We start from the raw sequence: 15639 nt of genomic DNA on the forward strand, positions 1-15639 counted from the left end.
GCGGAAGGCGGGGCCGAGCACTCGCCGGTCAGGGCTTGATGATGGGGATCGCCGAGGTCTCCAGCGCCACCTTGCGGCGATGCAGGGCGCGCTGCTCCGGCAGGGAGATGTCGAAGATCACGGCGAGCAGCCGGATCACCGTCGTCACGATCACGCAGGCGACGGCGGCCGCGGCGATGGGCGCGCCGAGCGCGTGCGCCGCGACGAGGACGGCGCAGCCGACGCCGGCGGCGACGGCATAGAGGGACCCGACGTGCATCACCGAGACGGGCAGCCCCATGATGACGTCGCGGAGGATGCCTCCGCCCACCGCCGCGCACACGCCGATGAAGACGGCCGGCACGACGGGCACCGCGAGGGCCAGGGCCTTCGCGGTGCCGAACGCGCCGAACAGGCCGATCACGACGGCGTCGAGGGCGACGATCAGGGCGTTCAGGCGTTCGAAGATGTTGGCGAGCAGCATCCCGACGAGTGCGGCGACCGTCGCGGTCAGCAGGTACCAGTTGCTCTGGAGCGTGGCGAGCGGCTGATTCAGCAGCAGGTCGCGGATGATGCCGCCGCCCATCCCCATCAGGATGCCGATGAGCGCGACGCCGAGCAGGTCGAGGCGCTGGCGTCCGACGAAGCCGGAGGCGAACAGCGCCCCCTGCACGCCGCCCAGGCCGACGGCGAGGAGGTCCGCCCACAGCGGGATGACGAAGAGCTGGTCGGACACCCGTCCATTCTCGCGTGCCCGGCGGGCGCTCCGCGATCGGCGCGCCCGCGGACGATCCGAGCCGCGGCGCTGACGCCCCTGTCGGCGGCCCCGACGATAATGGAGGAGTGCCCACCTACCGCGACGAGGTCGTGGTCCTGCGTACCCACAAGCTCGGGGAGGCGGACCGCATCGTGACGATGCTCAGCCGCCGTCACGGCAAAGTGCGCGCCGTCGCCAAGGGTGTGCGGCGCACGTCCTCGAAGTTCGGCGCGCGGCTCGAGCCGTTCATGGTCGCCGACGTGCAGCTCTATCAGGGGCGCTCGCTCGACATCGTGCAGCAGGCCGAATCGCTCGGCGCCTACGGCGCGCCCATCGTCGCCGACTACGAGCGCTACACCGCGGCGCATGTGATGGTGGAGACCGCCGATCGGCTGAACGAGGCCGAGGCGACGCCGCAGCAGTACCTGCTGCTGGTGGGCGGTCTGCGCACCCTGTCGCAGGGGGGTCACGCTCCGCGCTCCGTGCTGGACTCGTACCTGCTACGCGCCATGGCGCTCTCGGGCTGGGCACCGTCGCTGGAGGACTGTGCGCGGTGCGGTGCGCCGGGTCCGCACGACTGGTTCGTCGCCCCCCTCGGCGGCGCCGTGTGCGACGCGTGCGCCCCCGCCGGCTCTCCGCGTGTGCGACCGGAGACGCGCAGTCTGCTGCGCGCCCTGATCGCGGGCGAGTGGGACCTCGTCGACGCCGCGGCGGAGCACGTGCACGCGGCGGCGTCCGGACTGATCGCCGCCTATACCCAGTACCACCTCGAGCGAGGCATCCGCTCGCTCTCGCAGATGGAGACCCGCCGGTGAGCCCCAAGCCCTACACGCATCGCGACGCCGTCCCGTACCGGCCGTTGGACTGGACGGGGATCACGGCCCCCGCCTTCCCGAAGGGCCGGGTGCCGCAGCACGTCGCGATCGTCATGGACGGCAACGGTCGCTGGGCGAACCGGCGCGGCCTCACGCGGATCGAAGGGCACCGCGCGGGTGAAGAGGTGCTTCTGGACGTCGTCGCCGGGGCGATCCAGGCCGGCGTCTCCCACTTGAGCGTCTACGCGTTCTCCACGGAGAACTGGGCGCGCTCGCCCGAGGAGGTCCGCTTCCTCATGGGGTACAACCGCGACGTGCTGCACCGCCGCCGCGACCAGCTGAACGAATGGGACGTGCGCATCCGGTGGGCGGGCCGCAGGCCGCGGCTCTGGGGCTCGGTGATCAAGGAGCTGCAGTACGCCGAGCAGCTGACCCGAGCGAACCGCGGACTCACGCTCACGATGTGCGTCAACTACGGCGGGCGGCACGAGATCATCGACGCGATGCGCGCGATGGGCGAGGAGATCGCCCGAGGCCGCCTCACGCCGTCGGCCATCACCGAGAAGACTCTGCGGCGTCACCTCTACGTGCCCGACATGCCCGACGTCGACCTGTTCGTCCGCTCCAGCGGCGAGCAGCGCACCTCGAACTTCCTCCTGTGGGAGTCGGCGTACGCCGAGATGGTGTTCCTCGACACCCTGTGGCCGGACTTCTCCCGCACGGACCTCTGGCACGCGATCCAGCTCTACCTCGATCGCGACCGTCGCTTCGGCGGCGCCGTGGACGCACCGACGGCCTGAGCCGTCGGGAATATCCGAGGCGGCGCGCGCGGTTGACGCTTGTGTGACCAATGCCATCAAGATCGACGTGTGGAGTGACATCGCCTGCCCCTGGTGCTACATCGGCAAGCGGAATCTCGAGAAGGGCCTCGCCGAGACGGCGGCGGACGACGACGCGCCCGTCGTGGAGGTGACGTTCCACTCGTTCGAGCTGTCTCCGGACACCCCGGTGGACTTCGAGGGCGACGAGATCGACTTCCTCGCCGGGCACAAGGGGATGCCGCGGGAGCGCGTGCAGGAGATGCTCGGTCAGGTGACGGACGTCGCGGCGAAGGCGGGACTCGGATACCGGTTCGACCTGCTCCAGCACACGAACACCGTGAAGGCGCACGAACTCCTGCACCACGCGAAGGAGCAGGGGATGCAGGACGCCATGACCGAGCGCCTGATGGCCGCGTACTTCACCGAGGGCCGCCACGTCGGCAGGATCGATGACCTGGTCGACCTCGCCGCAGAGGTGGGCCTCGACCCCGGCGCGACGCGCGAGGCGCTGGAGTCGGAGCGCCACCTCCCCGCGGTGCGCGCGGACCAGGCTCAGGCGCAGGCGTACGGGATCCAGGGCGTGCCGTTCTTCGTCATCGACGGCACGTACGGGGTCAGCGGTGCACAGCCCCCCGAGGCGTTCGCGCAGATCGCCCGGCAGGTGTGGTCGGAGCGCTCGGGCTCCTGAGCGTCAGGCGGGCAGTCCCGCCTCGATCGCGGCGACGACCTCCGGGGCATCCGGCTTCGTCTGCGGACGGAACCGGTGCACCGTGCCGTCGGCCGTGAGGAGGAACTTCTCGAAGTTCCACATCACGGGGCCCTTCGCGCCCTCGGCGTTCTTCGCCTTCTTCAGCGCCTTGTACAGCGGTGCGGCGTGGGAGCCGTTGACGCGGATCTTGTCGGCGATGGGGAAGCTCACGCCCCACGCGACGGCGCAGTAGTCGAGGATCTCGTCCATCGAGCCCGGCTCCTGCCCCATGAACTGGTTGCACGGGAAGCCGATCACCTGCAGACCTCTCTCGCCGTACGTGCGCTGCAGCTGCTCGAGCTGCTCGTACTGCGGCGTCAGCCCGCACTTGGATGCCACGTTGACGATGAGCACGGCCTTCTCGCCGAGCTCGGCGAGGGTGTGCTCGGTGCCGTCGGCGTCGAGGTAGGGGATGTCGCGGAGATCCGTGGGAGAGGTGTCGGCCATGTTCTCCACGATAGGCCCGCCTCCGGCGCCGCGGGCCGACGGATTCTGGGAGAATGGGAAGGATGTCCGTGATCACCGCTTCCGCCCGCCCCGAGGCCGCTCCGTCGCGCCCCGGCGGGGGCGCCGAGTCGATTCCGGCGCCGTCGGCGCTGCGGATAGGCCCGATCGTCCTGGACGCCCCCGTCGTGCTCGCGCCGATGGCGGGGATTACGAACACCGCGTTCCGGCGGCTGTGCCGCGAGTACGGCGCGGGCCTGTACGTGAGCGAGATGATCACCACGCGCGCGCTCGTCGAGCGGAACGCGACCACGATGCGGCTCATCACCCATCATGAGTCCGAGACTCCGCGATCGATCCAGTTGTACGGCGTGGACCCGGCGACCACCGAGGCCGCGGTGCGCCTCCTCGTCGAGGAGGACCGCGCCGACCACATCGACCTGAACTTCGGATGCCCCGTGCCGAAGGTCACCCGCAAGGGGGGCGGTGCGGCGCTCCCGTGGAAGCTGGGGCTGTTCCGTGAGATCGTGACGCGCGCGGTGCGCGCCGCCGGCGACGTGCCGCTCACGGTCAAGATGCGCAAGGGCATCGACGCCGACCACCTCACCTTCCTGGATGCCGGACGCATCGCGGAGGACGCCGGCGTGGCGGCCGTCGCGCTCCACGCGCGGACGGCGGCGGAGTTCTACTCCGGCACCGCGGACTGGGACGCGATCGCCCAGCTCGCACAGACCGTGACGAGCGTGCCCGTCCTCGGCAACGGCGACATCTGGTCCGGCGCGGACGCGGTGCGGATGATGGCGGAGACGGGCTGCGACGGCGTCGTCGTCGGGCGCGGGTGCCTCGGGCGCCCGTGGCTGTTCGGAGACCTCGCCGCCGCGTTCGGTGCGCCCGGGATCCGCCCCGACGCCACGCTCGGTTTCGTGGCGGGGGCCTTCCGCCGCCACGCCGAGCTGCTCGTGGAGTTCTTCGAGGACGAGGGGCGCGGCTGCCGTGACATCCGCAAGCACGTCGCCTGGTACTTCAAGGGGTATCCGGTGGGCGGGGAGATCCGCGCGGCGCTCGCCACCGCGTCGACTCTCGCCGAGATCGACGACCTGCTCGCGCAGCTGGATCTGGCGGCGCCGTACCCGGGCGCCGGAGCGGAGGGTCAGCGCGGACGTGCCGGCACCCCGAAGCGGCCCGCGCTCCCGGACGGATGGCTGGCGAGCCGCGAGATGTCGGGAGAGGCCGCGCGCGCCCTCGCCGAGGCGGAGGTGGACACCAGTGGCGGCTGAGGCGGGTGCGGTGGGCGCGCTGCCGGGTCGTCCCGCCGGGTACGGCGATCACGACGCCGCGCGCTATCTCACCGAGGCCCACCGCTCGCGCCGGGACAGCTTCGCGCGGGACCGCGCGCGGGTGCTGCATTCGGCGGCGCTGCGCCGCCTCGCCTCGAAGACCCAGGTGCTGAGCCCCGCGAGCCCCGCCGACTTCGCCCGCAACCGCCTGACCCATTCCCTCGAGGTCGCGCAGGTCGGTCGTGAGCTGGCCATCGCGCTCGAGCTCTCACCGGACGTCGTGGACACCGCCTGCCTGAGCCACGACATCGGGCATCCCCCCTTCGGACACAACGGCGAGCGCGCGCTGAACGAGTGGGCCGCGGACATCGGCGGATTCGAGGGCAACGCGCAGACGCTGCGGATCCTGTCGAGACTCGAGCCGAAGGTGCTCTCGCCCGGCGGGGACAGCGTCGGGCTCAACCTGACGCGCGCGAGTCTCGACGCGACCTGCAAGTATCCGTGGACGGTCGAGCATGCGATCCCCGACCCCGGTGGCCGCGAGAAGTTCGGCGTGTACCCGGAGGACGAACCGGTCTTCCGCTGGATGCGCGAGGGTGCCCCGGGTCGCCTGCGCTGCATCGAGGCGGAGGTCATGGACCTCTCCGACGACATCGCGTACTCGGTGCACGACTTCGAGGACGCGGTCCTGAACGGCTATCTCGACCCCGCCCGTCTCGCCGATCCGCGAGAGCGCGATGCGCTGCTGACGGCGATCCAGACCTGGGTCGGCTACGGCTTCACGAGGGACGAGCTCGAAGACGCGCTGTATCGGCTGAGCCTGCTTCCCGAGTGGCTGACCTCCTTCGCCGGCGACCGGGCGGCGGTCGCGCGCCTGAAGAACCTGACCTCCGACCTGATCGGACGGTTCGCCCGCGCCGCGACGACGGCCACCCGCGAGCGGTACGAGGCGCCGGTCCTCACCCGGTTCCGCGGCCGGGTGGTCGTGCCGCGGGTCATCGAGGCCGAGATGGCGGTCCTCAAGGGCATCATCGGGGCCTTCGTCGTCTCGATCGACGGCCGCAAGGGGCTCTACAAGGAGCAGCGACGGGTGCTGAAGAGACTCGCGACCGCCCTGGCCGATCGCCCCGAGCACCTCGATCGCCTCCACGCCGAGGACTTCGCCGCCGCCGACACGGACGCGGCGCGGCGGCGGGTCGTGGTCGACCAGGTCGCGAGCCTCACGGACCGGTTCGCCATCGAGTGGCATACGCGGCTGGTGGGCGAGGTCGACCTCCGCGAGCTGGGCCTGTGGTCCAACGACCGCAGGACCGTCGTGCACGCCGGCTTCGCGCTGCCGGAGCCTCTCGCCGGGCTGTGGCCGGTCGAGGGTCCCTGATGCCGCGGATCGCACAGGCCGACGTCGACGAGGTCAAGGCGCGCACCAACATCGCCGACATCGTCGGCGAGCGGGTCGCGCTGAAGTCCGCGGGCGTCGGCTCCATGAAGGGGCTGTGCCCCTTCCACGACGAGCGCAGCCCGAGCTTCCACGTCCGCCCGCAGGTCGGCTACTACCACTGCTTCGGATGCGGGGAGTCGGGTGATGTGTACTCGTTCCTCCGGGCGATGGACCACCTGACCTTCACGGAGGCGGTGGAACGACTCGCGGCGCGGATCGGGTACACCCTGCACTACGAGGACGGGGGAGCCGCCCCCGAGACGAGCGGCCGGACCCGCCTCTACCAGGCGAACACCGCCGCGGCGGAGTGGTTCCGCACCCAACTGGCGAGCCCCGAGGCCGACGCCGGACGACGTTTCCTGGGGGAGCGCGGCTTCGATGCGGGCGCCGCGGCGCACTTCGGGGTCGGGTACGCGCCGAAGGGGTGGAACGGCGCACGCGATGCGCTGAAGTCCCAGGGGTTCACGGATGAGGAGCTGCTGGCGGCGGGCATCCTCTCCCAGGGACAGCGCGGCGTGTATGACCGCTTCCGCGGGCGCGTCGTCTGGCCCATCCGCGACGTCACGGGGCAGACGATCGGGTTCGGCGCGCGCCGGCTGTACGAGGACGATCAGGGGCCGAAGTACCTCAACACGCCCGAGACGCCCATCTACAAGAAGGCCCAGGTCCTCTACGGCCTCGACCTCGCCAAGAAGGACATCTCCCGCTCGCACCGCGTCGTGGTGGTTGAGGGGTACACCGACGTCATGGCGTGTCACCTCGCGGGGGTCACCACCGCGATCGCCAGCTGCGGGACGGCCTTCGGCTCCGAGCACATCACGGTCCTCCGCCGGGTGATGGGCGACGACAGCGCCTCCGGCGAGGTCGTGTTCACGTTCGACCCCGACGCCGCCGGCCAGAAGGCGGCGCTGCGCGCCTTCGGCGACGAGAAGCGCTTCGCCGCGCAGACGTACGTCGCGGTGGCGCCCGACGGTCTCGACCCGTGCGATCTGCGGCTGAACCGCGGCGATGCGGCGGTGCGCGCTCTCATGGACGCCAAGGCACCGATGTTCGAGTTCGTGATGGATCAGCGGCTCGCGGCGTTCGACCTCGCCAGCGTGGAGGGTCGGGTGGGTGCGCTGCGCGCGGCCGCTCCGATCGTGGCCGACATCCGCGATCCGGCGCTGCGGCCGGGCTACACCCGCGTGCTCGCGCGCAAGCTCGGCTTGGACCTCGGCGAGGTCCGCTCCGCCGTGGAACGCGCGGCCCGTGCCTCCCGCAGCGGTGATGCCGACTCACGCCGCGGCGAGGCCGCCCGCGGTCCGCAGGACGCGATGAGTGCCCCCGAGCAGGCCGTCGTGCGGGTGACGATCGCGTCGCTGCCGCGCACCTCCGATGCCGCGCTCGAGCGCGATGCACTCATGGGGATGCTGCAGTACGGCCATCTCGTCGACGCGGCGGAGATCGACGCGGCGCTTGCCCTCCCGATGCACGTCCCGGCACTCGACGCCGTCCGGCAGAGCATCCAGGCGCAGCCCGACAGATCCCGCATCGGCTGGGCGTCGGCGGCGATCGAGGCCGTCCGCGAGCCGTACCGCTCGCTGGGCGTCGAGCTCCTGACTGCCGCCTTCCCCGCGCTGACCGAGGAGGAGGCGACGTCGTCGACGCGGTCGCTCGCACGGCGGCTCCGCATCCGCGCGGTCGACCGCGAGAAGGCCGAGCTGCTGGGGGCGATCCAACGCCTGCCCGCCGATTCCGTGGAGGGCCGCAACGTCCGGATCGCCCTGCGCGACCTCGATGCCCGCCGCCGCGCCCTCGCCGACGGGGTCTGAGCGCACGTCGCTCCGTGCGTCGATCCGGGCGGTGCCGTGCGGCCCGCCGCGTCGTCCTCGCTGGCGCATCCGCTCGGAAGGCGGCAGGATGAACCCCATGCGACGTACTCCGAGCGACCTCGCCGTCCGCTGTGACGACCTCACCGTCGCGCGCGGCGGCACCCGGGTCGTCGAGGGGATCACGCTGCGGCTGCACGCCGGGGGATCGCTGGCCGTCATGGGGCCCACCGGTGCGGGCAAGTCGAGCGTCGTCGCCCTGCTGGCAGGTGCGGACGAGCCCGGCCTGACCGTCGGTGGAGGGTCGGCCTCGGTCGAGGGCGTCACGGTGCGGTCACGCGGCCGGTCGCCGCGGATCCGCTCCTACGTCACGGGCTACCTCGCGCAGGGGGCGGGAACCGACCTTCCGGCTCGGCTCACGGTCGGGGAGGTCATCGGCCAGCCGATCACCTCCCGGGACCGGCGCGTGAACGAGCGCGCCCTCGCCCTGCGCGTCGCGGGGCTTCTGGACGAGCTCGAGCTGCCGCTGGGGGCTGCGACCAAATATCCGTACGAACTGAGCTCCGGCATGCGTCAGCGCGTCGCGCTCGCGCGGGCCCTCGTGCTGGAGCCGCCCCTCTTCATCGGCGACGACCCCTACGCGAACCTCGACCTCGAGGTGCGCCGCGCGGCGCGGGACGCGCTCCTGCGCCGACGAGACGAGCGCGCCATGGCGATCCTCCTCGTGACGAACGAGCCCGAGGCCGTGCGCGAGCTCGACGCGGACGTCCTCGTCCTCCGCGCCGGTCACCCGGTCGCCTACGGCCGGGGCACGTCGGACCTGCTGTGGACGCCGGACGAGGCGACACGCCTCGCCTCGTGACCCGTGCGCGTGCACGAGCACCCCGCGGACTTTGCTAGTATGGACGGGTTGCCCGCTCGCGGGTGACTGATCCTCGGTAGCTCAATTGGCAGAGCAGCCGGCTGTTAACCGGCAGGTTCTTGGTTCGAGTCCAAGCCGGGGAGCGAAGCGGCCTCAGACTCCACTCTGGGGCCGCTTCTCGTTTCCACCGACGGCGGCGTGAGCGTCAGGTCCGGCTCGTCTCCGCGCCGTCGGCGTCGGCCTTCGGGGCCGCACGATCGATCGATCGAAGGGTCATCCACTGGGACACCGCCAGGAGGACCATGGCGGCGACGGTGATCCAGAGACCGGGACCCATCACACCCACGATGATGAGGACGGTCACGACCACGGCGTAGATCACCCCGAACCACAGGAGGATGCGCGGAAGGGTCTTCTTGCTGCGGGGGGTCGGCATGTCCTCACCTTCCCAGGTCGGCGCCCGGGTGTCCATCATCGGGATGCGGGGACGCGCGAGGGGGCGGGTCGATCAGGCGTCGAGGTCGTCGATGCCCGGGGTCCAGGAGGCGCCGGGCCGACCCCAGCCGCGCTTGCGGGCGATCTTCTGCACGGTCTTCCAGTCGCCGTCGTCGAGACGGTCGATGTAGAGGATGCCGTCCAGGTGGTCGAACTCGTGCTGCATGATGCGGGCGCGCCAGCCGTCGACCTCGATGCGGACGGGCTCACCCTCGAGGTCGGTGCCCGTCACGAGCACCCGATCCGACCGCCGCAGGGGGAAGCGCTCGCCCGGGAACGACAGGCATCCCTCGGACTCCTCGTCCGGGTCGGGGGCGCCCGGCTCCAGCGGCACCATCCACAGCTCGGGGTTGATGATCTCGCCGCGCCAGGGCGCACCGTCGTCGTCCTGATACGTGTAGGTGTAGATCCGCAGGCCGACGCCCACCTGGGGCGCCGCGAGGCCCACGCCGGGTGCGGCGTCCATGGTGTCGTACATGTCGGCGACCAGCTCACGGATCTCGTCGGTGATCTCTGCGACAGGAGCCGCGGGGGCATGGAGGACGGGATCGCCCATGATGCGAATCGGAAGAACAGCCACGTCCTGAGCCTACCGACCGGCCCCGGCGGTTAGTGTCGAGGGGTGAGAGCCGCCCTGACCGACCTCGGAGACGTGACCGACAAGCTCGTCGGTGTCTTCGCCGACCCGGGCATCCTGATCGGCATCCCGCTGGCCCTCCTCGGCGCCGTCTTCATGTCGTTCGGGGCCCAGTACCAGCACCGCGGGGTGCAGAAGGTCGAGCGCCTCACTGCGACCGACGGAGGCGCGGGCCTCACCGGCGGACAGATCTGGAACCTCCTGCGGCGTCCGTCCTGGGTGGCGGGGACCGTCATGCTGGGGCTGGCCATCGTGTGCCAGCTGTCGGCGCTGTCGTTCGCGCCCCTGATCCTCGTCCAGCCGCTGGGTGCGGTGTCGCTGGTGATCACGACGCTTCTGAACGCCCGGATCAGCGGTCTCAAACCGACGAGGCGGTCGCTGTCCGCCATCGGACTGTGCGTCGCGGGTATCTTCGTCTTCGTCACGATCGCCGCGCTGTACGCGACCGAGACCCCGATCAGCGACGCACAGCTCATCACGGTTCTGGTCATCCTCGCGGTCGTCGCGATCGTCGTGACGGGACTCTGGCTGTGGCTGCGCACCCGCATGGGCGCCCTCTTCTACATCGTCGCCGCTGGCGTCATGTACGGCTTCGTGGCGACTCTCGCCAAGGTCGTCCTCAGCCGCATCCGCTCCGGCGACTTCGAGTGGCTGACGATCGTCTGCATCGTCGCCCTGCTGGCGGGGACCGCGATCGGCGCCTACTTCGTGCAGACCGCCTACGCGTCCGGGCCGCCGGACCTCGTCATCGCTGGTCTCACCGTGATCGATCCGATCGTCGCGATCGTGATCGGGCTCGCCGTGCTGCGCGAGGCGGACGGGGCGCCCTGGGGCGCGTACGTCGGTTTCGTCGCTGCGGGTGCTCTCGCGGTCGCCGGAGTCTTCCAGCTGGCGCGTCACCATCCCCAGGTGGTGAGCGACAGCCAGGAGGTCCCGATTCCTCGCGGCAGCGGTGCGGAGCAGCCATCTCCGAGCTCGCAGCGTCTCACGGATGCCGTGGCGAAGGTCTGGCCGGAGCCGCCGGTGCGCGACCGGGACGATCCGGCGCCGCGATAGGATTCCGCGTACAGGGGGCGGTGGCCAAGCTGGTTAAGGCAGCGGGCTCATAACCCGACAATTCGTGGGTTCAAGTCCCACCCGCCCTACCAATGACACGGTTGTGATTCTCCGACGTTTTCGGCGATAATGGGCGCACAACCGCATAGCCGCCACGCATCCGGCACTCAGGTCGTAGGGGAAGACGTACCTGAAGAAACGGAGAATCGCGATGGCGACCACGTCGACCCCACATGCGCGCGGAGTGATCTACATCCACTCCGCGCCACGTGCGCTGTGTCCCCACCTCGAGTGGGCGGTCGGTCGTGCCCTCGGGCGCGCCGTCAACTTCGACTGGGCCGATCAGCCCGTGCTCGGCGGCAGCCGGCGCGCGGAGTTCTACTGGGAAGGCCCCGCGGGGACGGGAGCTGCACTGGCCACGGCGATCCGCGGCTGGGAGCACCTGCGCTTCGAGGTCAGCGAGGATCCGACACCGCGCAGCGACGGCGGGCGCTGGATGCACACCCCGGGCCTGGGGATCCACTTCGCGCAGACCGACACCGCCGGCAACGTCGTCATCGGCGAGGATCGCATCCGCTACGCGATGGAGATCGCCGCCGGCGACCTCGCGGAGCTGCAGCGTGAGCTCCAGGTCGCGCTCGGCTCCGCCTGGGACGAGGAGCTCGAGCCGTTCCGCCACGCGAGCGACGACGCGCCCGTCGTGTGGCTCCACAAGGTCGGCTGAGCGGGCTCCGGGCTCACAACTCCACAGACCAGGCGGCAGGAGAGCGCTCGTACCTGCCTCGGACGGCTTCCCGGGGACGGGGATCGCGTACCGGCCGCCTCACAGCGAAGGGCCCCTCCGTCGGCTTCACGGAGGGGCCCTTCGTCGCGTGCCTCAGCGGTTCACACCGAGGCGAACGCGACGACGGCGTTGTGGCCGCCGAACCCGAAGGAGTTGCTGATCGCCAACTGGTCGCCCGAGCCCAGCGGGGTGGGTTCGCCGGAGATCCGGAACGGTACCGCGGGGTCCTGCTCGGTGATGTTGATCGTCGGCGGAGCCAGGCGATCGCGCAGCGCCTGGATGGTGAAGATCGCCTCGAGCGCGCCGGTGCCGCCCAGGAGGTGGCCGGTGGACGCCTTGGTCGCCGACACCGGGATCTCGTCGATGCGATCGCCGAACACGGTCTTGAGCGCGACGTACTCGTTCGGGTCGCCGACCGGTGTGGAGGTCGCGTGGGCGTTGATGTGGGTCACATCGTCGGGCGACGCGCCCGCCATCTCGAGCGCGAGACGGACGGCGCGGGCTGCGCCGGCTCCGTCCGGGTCGTTCGCGGTGATGTGGTACGAGTCCGCGGTGACGCCGCCGCCGACGACGGCGGCGTAGATCTTCGCGCCGCGAGCCTTGGCGTGCTCCTCGGTCTCAAGGATGAGGGCAGCCGCTCCTTCGCCCATGACGAAGCCGTCGCGGTCGATGCTGCCCGGGCGCGACGCCGTCTCGGGGGAGTCGTTGCGCTTGGAGAGGGCCTGCATCGAGGAGAAGGAGGCGATCGTGACCGGGTGGATCACCGACTCGGTGCCGCCGGCGATGACGACGTCGGCGAGCCCGTCGCGCAGGTGCTCGATCGCGTTGACGATCGACTCCGTGCTCGAGGCGCACGCACTCGCGACCGTGCGCGCGTACGCGCGGGCCCCGAAGTGCAGCGACAGGTTCCCGGCCGCGGCGTTCGGCATGAGCATCGGCACCGTCATCGGGAGCACCCGACGCGGACCCTTCTCGCGCAGCGTGTCCCACGCGTCCAGCAGGGTCCAGAGGCCGCCGATGCCGGTCGCGAAGTCGACGCCGAGCCGTTCGGGGTCGACCTCCGGGCTTCCCGCGTCCGCCCAGGCCTCCATCGCGGCGACGAGGGCGAACTGCGACGACGGGTCGAGTCGCTTCGCGATGGGGCGCTCGAGGATCGTGTCCGCGCGGACGGCGGCCTGTGCGGCGAAGGTCACGGGCAGGTTGTACTGCTCCACCCAGTCGTACTCGAGGGTGCGAGCGCCGGAGGCGCCGGCCAGCAGCGCCGACCAGCTGTCGGGTGCCGTGCCGCCGATGGGGCTCGACGCGCCGATGCCGGTGACGACGATTCGGGGATTGCTCATGGTCTCCTCGTGATGCTCCGGTGGGGGCATGCGCCCCCACCGTCAGCGATCAAGGCCGCCCGCAGCGGGTGTCAGGCCTGGTTGGTGGTGATGAAGGTGACGGCGTCGCCGACCGTCTTGAGGTTCTTGACCTCTTCGTCCGGGATGGTCACGCCGAACTTCTCCTCGGCGTTGACGACGATCGTCATCATCGAGATCGAGTCGATGTCGAGGTCGTCCGTGAAGGACTTCTCCAGCGCGACCTCGTCGGCCGAGATGCCCGTCTCGTCGGTGATGAGCTCGGCGAGCCCGGCGAGGACCTCGTCGTTGCTGAATGCCATGGGATTCTCCTTGTGTCGGGGTAGGGGATGGGTTGGACCCGGCGGGTCGTCGTTCAGTCTAGGTGCGCGGCGACCGCCGTCACGGAAGGACGACGACCTGTGCACCGAAGACGAGACCGGCGCCGAAGCCGATCTGCAGAGCGAGGCCCCCCGACAGTTCGGGGTGCTCCTCCAGCAGACGATGGGTGGCCAGCGGGATCGATGCCGCCGACGTGTTGCCGGTCGTCTCGATGTCGCGACCGATCACGACGGTCTCGGGGAGCCCGAGCTGCTTGGCGAACTCGTCGATGATGCGCATGTTCGCCTGATGGGGCACGAACGCCGCCAGGTCGGAGGTCTGGACTCCGGCCGCGTCCAGCGCCTGCCGGGCGACCTTCACCATCTCCCAGACGGCCCAGCGGAAGACCGTCGGCCCCTCCTGCCGGAGGGTGGGCCACGGGGCGGCTCCGTCGCGGAACTCGACGAGGGTGTGGTTCATGCCCACGGCGTCGGCCTTGGAGCCGTCGGAGCCCCAGACCGTCGGACCGATGCCCGCGAACTCGCTGGGACCGACGACGACCGCGCCGGCTCCGTCGCCGAGGAGGAACGAGATCGACCGATCCGTCGGGTCGACGATGTCGCTGAGCTTCTCGGCACCCACGACGACGGCGTAGTTCGCGACACCACCGCGGATGAGGGCGTCGGCCTGGGCGACGCCGTAGGCGAAGCCCGCGCAGGCGGCGTTGATGTCGTAGGCGGCGGCCGGATTCGCGCCGATCCGGTCGGCGACGATCGCCGAGACCGACGGCGTCTGCTTCGGGTTGGAGATCGTGGCGACGATCACGGCGTCGATCAGGTCGGGGTCCACGCCCGAGCGCGCGACGGCCTCGGCGGCGGCGTCGGACGCGAGATCGATCGCCGTCGTGCCGGCGTCGGCACGCATGCGCGTGACGATGCCCGTGCGCTGACGGATCCACTCGTCGCTCGAATCGATCGGGCCGACGAGGTCGTCGTTGGGGACGGCGTTCTCACCGCGGGCGGCTCCGTAGGCGTAGATGCGCGTGTGGGCGGGGCCCGTGGGCTGGGTGAGGGTGATGCTCACGCGGATTCTCCTGTCAGCAGCGCGACCGCGGCCGCGAGGTCATCGGGTGTCTTGACGGCGACGGTGGGCACGCCGCGCAGCGCGCGCTTCGCCAGGCCGGTGAGGGTGCCCGCGGGGGCCATCTCGATGATGCCCGTGACGCCGGCCGCCGCGAAGGACTCCATGCACAGGTCCCACCGGACCGGCGAGGCGACCTGGCGTACGAGCAGGTCGACGGCCTCGCTCCCCGAGGCGACGATGCTGCCGTCGCTGTTGGTCCAGAGCGTCAGCGACGGATCCGCCACGGGCGTGTCGGCCGCCGCGGCGCGCAGGGTCTCCACCGCGGGCGCCATGACGTCGGTGTGGAAGGCGCCGGCGACCTGCAGCGGGATGACACGGCTGCCCGCGACGGGCGAGGCGGCCAACGCGGCGAGGGCGTCGAACGCTCCCGCGGCGACGATCTGACCGGCCCCGTTGTGGTTGGCGGGGGTCAGGCCGAGCTCGTCCAGCCGGGCGAGCACGGCGTCGCGGTCGCCGCCGAGCACGGCGCTCATGCCGGTCTCGGCAGTCGCGGCCGCTTCGGCCATCGCGCGGCCGCGCCGACCGACCAGGCGCATGCCGTCGTCGTCGGAGACCACCCCCGCCGCGACGAGCGCGGCGACCTCGCCCACCGAATGCCCGGCGACGCCGGCGGGGACCGCGCCCGCGGCGTCCGTCAGGGCGGCGTACGACAGGAGACTCGCGGCGACGATGAGGGGCTGGGCCACCTGGGTGTCGCGGATGCGGTCCGCGTCCCACTCGGTGCCGGCGGCGATCAGGTCGACCTCGCTGTCGGCGGCGTAGCGCTCGAGGCGCTCGCGGGCGCCGTCGAGGGCGAGCCAGGGCTCGAGGAATCCGGGGGTCTGCGACCCCTGGCCGGGGAAGACGGTGATGATCACTGCTCTATCCTGCCAAGTTCCCGTCGCGCATGCTGGGGCTCATGTCACAACAAAGCGCGG

At 71.2% G+C, this 15639-nt stretch carries 17 protein-coding genes and 2 tRNA genes; 11 read left to right on the top strand and 8 right to left on the bottom strand.

From position 1 onward, the window contains the following. Positions 1-28 precede the first annotated feature (28 nt). Complete coding sequence (locus tag WFI00_RS14180) at positions 29-715, bottom strand: trimeric intracellular cation channel family protein (protein WP_336632966.1); 687 nt, start codon at positions 713-715, stop codon at positions 29-31. A 107-nt stretch (positions 716-822) separates the two neighbouring features. Here WFI00_RS14180 and recO point away from each other — a divergent pair, with 107 nt between their 5' ends. Genes recO through WFI00_RS14195 form a run of 3 tightly spaced genes read left to right on the top strand, consistent with a single transcriptional unit; the run spans position 823 to position 3060 of the window. Continuing rightward, the gene (gene recO, locus WFI00_RS14185; RefSeq protein WP_336632967.1) at positions 823-1551 is read left to right on the top strand and encodes a DNA repair protein RecO; all 729 of its coding nucleotides are present in this window, start codon (positions 823-825) and stop codon (positions 1549-1551) included. Beyond that, positions 1548-2351, top strand: coding sequence for an isoprenyl transferase (locus WFI00_RS14190; RefSeq protein WP_336632968.1), 804 nt, complete (start codon positions 1548-1550; stop codon positions 2349-2351). Before recO ends, WFI00_RS14190 begins: the two co-directional genes overlap by 4 nt. A 43-nt stretch (positions 2352-2394) precedes the next feature. After that, positions 2395-3060, top strand: a complete 666-nt coding sequence (locus WFI00_RS14195; protein WP_336632969.1) for a DsbA family oxidoreductase — start codon at positions 2395-2397, stop codon at positions 3058-3060. Between the two features lie 3 nt (positions 3061-3063). Here WFI00_RS14195 and WFI00_RS14200 read toward each other — a convergent pair whose 3' ends face one another. Next, complete coding sequence (locus WFI00_RS14200) at positions 3064-3567, bottom strand: glutathione peroxidase (RefSeq protein ID WP_336632970.1); 504 nt, start codon at positions 3565-3567, stop codon at positions 3064-3066. 62 nt (positions 3568-3629) lie between these two features. Here WFI00_RS14200 and dusB point away from each other — a divergent pair, with 62 nt between their 5' ends. The 5 genes from dusB (at position 3630) to WFI00_RS14225 (ending at position 9092) form a co-directional block, all read left to right on the top strand. Next, a complete protein-coding gene (gene dusB / locus WFI00_RS14205; RefSeq protein ID WP_442928331.1) occupies positions 3630-4841 on the top strand; it encodes a tRNA dihydrouridine synthase DusB in 1212 nt (403 codons plus the stop codon). Next, positions 4831-6219 (top strand): deoxyguanosinetriphosphate triphosphohydrolase, encoded by a 1389-nt coding sequence (locus WFI00_RS14210; RefSeq protein WP_336632971.1) that lies wholly within the window; start codon positions 4831-4833, stop codon positions 6217-6219. The genes dusB and WFI00_RS14210 overlap by 11 nt, the downstream gene beginning before the upstream one ends. After that, positions 6219-8090 (top strand): DNA primase, encoded by a 1872-nt coding sequence (dnaG, locus tag WFI00_RS14215; RefSeq protein WP_336632972.1) that lies wholly within the window; start codon positions 6219-6221, stop codon positions 8088-8090. Before WFI00_RS14210 ends, dnaG begins: the two co-directional genes overlap by 1 nt. 97 nt (positions 8091-8187) lie before the next feature. Further along, positions 8188-8949, top strand: coding sequence for an ATP-binding cassette domain-containing protein (locus WFI00_RS14220; RefSeq protein WP_336632973.1), 762 nt, complete (start codon positions 8188-8190; stop codon positions 8947-8949). 70 nt (positions 8950-9019) lie between these two features. Beyond that, positions 9020-9092 (top strand) — tRNA-Asn (locus WFI00_RS14225). A 62-nt stretch (positions 9093-9154) separates the two neighbouring features. On the opposite strand, the gene WFI00_RS14230 is transcribed toward WFI00_RS14225, so the two are convergent. Beyond that, entirely contained in the window at positions 9155-9385 is a 231-nt protein-coding gene (locus tag WFI00_RS14230) for a hypothetical protein (RefSeq protein ID WP_336632974.1), read from the bottom strand. Positions 9386-9457: 72 nt separating this feature from the next. Beyond that, positions 9458-10024 carry a peptide deformylase gene (def, locus tag WFI00_RS14235; RefSeq protein WP_336632975.1) on the bottom strand — a complete coding sequence of 189 codons (567 nt, stop codon included), beginning with the start codon at positions 10022-10024 and terminating at the stop codon, positions 9458-9460. A gap of 42 nt (positions 10025-10066) precedes the next feature. Between def and WFI00_RS14240 the strand changes: the two genes are divergently transcribed. From WFI00_RS14240 to WFI00_RS14250, 3 genes are all read left to right on the top strand, one after another. Further along, positions 10067-11137: a DMT family transporter gene (locus WFI00_RS14240; protein ID WP_336632976.1), complete on the top strand. Its 1071-nt coding sequence runs from the start codon at positions 10067-10069 to the stop codon at positions 11135-11137. Between the two features lie 14 nt (positions 11138-11151). Then, positions 11152-11229 (top strand) — tRNA-Ile (locus WFI00_RS14245). A 119-nt stretch (positions 11230-11348) separates the two neighbouring features. Beyond that, positions 11349-11861 (top strand): DUF3145 domain-containing protein, encoded by a 513-nt coding sequence (locus WFI00_RS14250; protein ID WP_336632977.1) that lies wholly within the window; start codon positions 11349-11351, stop codon positions 11859-11861. A gap of 161 nt (positions 11862-12022) precedes the next feature. On the opposite strand, the gene WFI00_RS14255 is transcribed toward WFI00_RS14250, so the two are convergent. From WFI00_RS14255 to WFI00_RS14270, 4 genes are all read right to left on the bottom strand, one after another. Next, positions 12023-13261, bottom strand: coding sequence for a beta-ketoacyl-[acyl-carrier-protein] synthase family protein (locus WFI00_RS14255; RefSeq protein WP_336632978.1), 1239 nt, complete (start codon positions 13259-13261; stop codon positions 12023-12025). 71 nt (positions 13262-13332) lie between these two features. Then, positions 13333-13581 carry an acyl carrier protein gene (locus WFI00_RS14260; protein ID WP_005049448.1) on the bottom strand — a complete coding sequence of 83 codons (249 nt, stop codon included), beginning with the start codon at positions 13579-13581 and terminating at the stop codon, positions 13333-13335. A gap of 79 nt (positions 13582-13660) precedes the next feature. Further along, a complete protein-coding gene (locus WFI00_RS14265) occupies positions 13661-14662 on the bottom strand; it encodes a beta-ketoacyl-ACP synthase III (RefSeq protein ID WP_336632979.1) in 1002 nt (333 codons plus the stop codon). Continuing rightward, positions 14659-15579 (bottom strand): ACP S-malonyltransferase, encoded by a 921-nt coding sequence (locus WFI00_RS14270; RefSeq protein ID WP_336632980.1) that lies wholly within the window; start codon positions 15577-15579, stop codon positions 14659-14661. The genes WFI00_RS14265 and WFI00_RS14270 overlap by 4 nt, the downstream gene beginning before the upstream one ends. Positions 15580-15639 lie beyond the last annotated feature (60 nt).

Source organism: Microbacterium sp. MMO-56 (genome assembly GCF_037146215.1).
Taxonomy (GTDB): Bacteria; Actinomycetota; Actinomycetes; order Actinomycetales; family Microbacteriaceae; genus Microbacterium.

What these genes read in the sequence shown, in the direction of transcription:
- WFI00_RS14200 (WP_336632970.1), bottom strand. Translation starts at nt 3,567, where the DNA reads ATGGCCGACACCTCTCCCACGGATCTCCGCGACATCCCCTACCTCGAC.
- dusB (WP_442928331.1), top strand. Translation starts at nt 3,630, where the DNA reads ATGTCCGTGATCACCGCTTCCGCCCGCCCCGAGGCCGCTCCGTCGCGC.
- dnaG (WP_336632972.1), top strand. Translation starts at nt 6,219, where the DNA reads ATGCCGCGGATCGCACAGGCCGACGTCGACGAGGTCAAGGCGCGCACC.
- WFI00_RS14220 (WP_336632973.1), top strand. Translation starts at nt 8,188, where the DNA reads ATGCGACGTACTCCGAGCGACCTCGCCGTCCGCTGTGACGACCTCACC.
- WFI00_RS14230 (WP_336632974.1), bottom strand. Translation starts at nt 9,385, where the DNA reads ATGCCGACCCCCCGCAGCAAGAAGACCCTTCCGCGCATCCTCCTGTGG.
- WFI00_RS14250 (WP_336632977.1), top strand. Translation starts at nt 11,349, where the DNA reads ATGGCGACCACGTCGACCCCACATGCGCGCGGAGTGATCTACATCCAC.
- WFI00_RS14255 (WP_336632978.1), bottom strand. Translation starts at nt 13,261, where the DNA reads ATGAGCAATCCCCGAATCGTCGTCACCGGCATCGGCGCGTCGAGCCCC.
- WFI00_RS14260 (WP_005049448.1), bottom strand. Translation starts at nt 13,581, where the DNA reads ATGGCATTCAGCAACGACGAGGTCCTCGCCGGGCTCGCCGAGCTCATC.